The 1123-nt window shown below is 67.9% G+C and carries 1 protein-coding gene; it reads left to right on the top strand.

Annotated features, from left to right (window positions below):
- Positions 1 to 1123, top strand: a 1123-nt coding sequence (locus GR303_RS24230; RefSeq protein WP_161727024.1) for a glycosyltransferase family protein, incomplete at both ends; no start/stop codon positions are given.

The raw sequence follows: 1123 nt of genomic DNA, 5'->3' as shown, positions 1-1123 counted from the left end.
ATCTACAGCCACGACACGTTTGGGCTTGGGCACCTGCGCCGGTCGCGGGCGATCGCGAATGCCATCGTCGAGCAGCTGCCGGGCGCCTCGGTGGTCATCCTGTCGGGCTCTCCCGTCATCGGCAATTTCGAATTCGAGAGCGGCGTCGACTACATCCGCGTTCCCGGGGTCACCAAGCTCCCGGACGGGGATTACCGCAGCCTCAACCTCAACGTGAGCCTGGACGAGGCGGTCGGCTTTCGCCAGGCCCTGATCCTGCAGACCGCCAAGGCCTTCCACCCGGACGTGTTCATCGTCGACAAGGAGCCGACGGGCTTTCGCGGCGAGGTGGTGCCGGCCCTCGACTACCTGCAGGCCTCGGGCTGCCGCCTCGTTCTCGGCATCCGGGACGTGATGGACGAGCCGTCCCTGCTCGTGCCGGAGTGGGAGCGCAAGGGCGCGCGGGAGGCTCTGATCCGCTACTACGACGAGATCTGGGTCTACGGCCTCAAGGACGTCCACCAGCCCCTCGAAGCCCTCGACCTGCCCCCCGAGGTGGAAAGCCGGATCACCTATACCGGCTACCTGCGCCGCGAGGTGCCCCCGACGCCCTCGCTCACCAAGTACCCGAAGATCACCAAGCAGCCCTTCATCCTGGTCACCACCGGCGGCGGCGGCGACGGGGACGACCTCATCGACTGGGTCATCTCGGCCTACGAGGCGGATGCGAGCCTCGAACAGCCGGCGCTGATCCTGTTCGGCCCCTTCATCGACCGGGACAAGCGCCGCTCCTTCGTGGAGCGCATCGCCCGCCAGCCCAAGCTCGACGTCATGTCCTTCGACAACAAGATCGAGTGGCTGATGAAGAAGGCGGACGCCATGGTGGCCATGGGCGGCTACAACACGTTCTGCGAGGCCCTGTCCTTCGACAAGCGCACGCTGATCGTGCCGCGCACCCGCCCGCGGCTGGAGCAGTACATCCGGGCCGTCGAGGCCGAGCGGCTCGGCCTCGTGCGGATGCTGAGCGACTACCGGGAGCCGCGCACGCCCGAGCGCATGGCCGCGGCCCTGCGCAGCCTCTCCTCGCAGCCCAAGCCGTCGGAGGTGGTCATCCCAGGCCTCCTCGACGGACTTGACCGGGTGC

Origin of the sequence: Microvirga arsenatis (assembly GCF_009910705.1) — a bacterium.
Taxonomy (GTDB): domain Bacteria; phylum Pseudomonadota; class Alphaproteobacteria; order Rhizobiales; family Beijerinckiaceae; genus Microvirga; species Microvirga arsenatis.
Note: the sequence above shows the minus strand (reverse complement) of the source record. Positions and strands in the feature narration are given on the sequence as shown.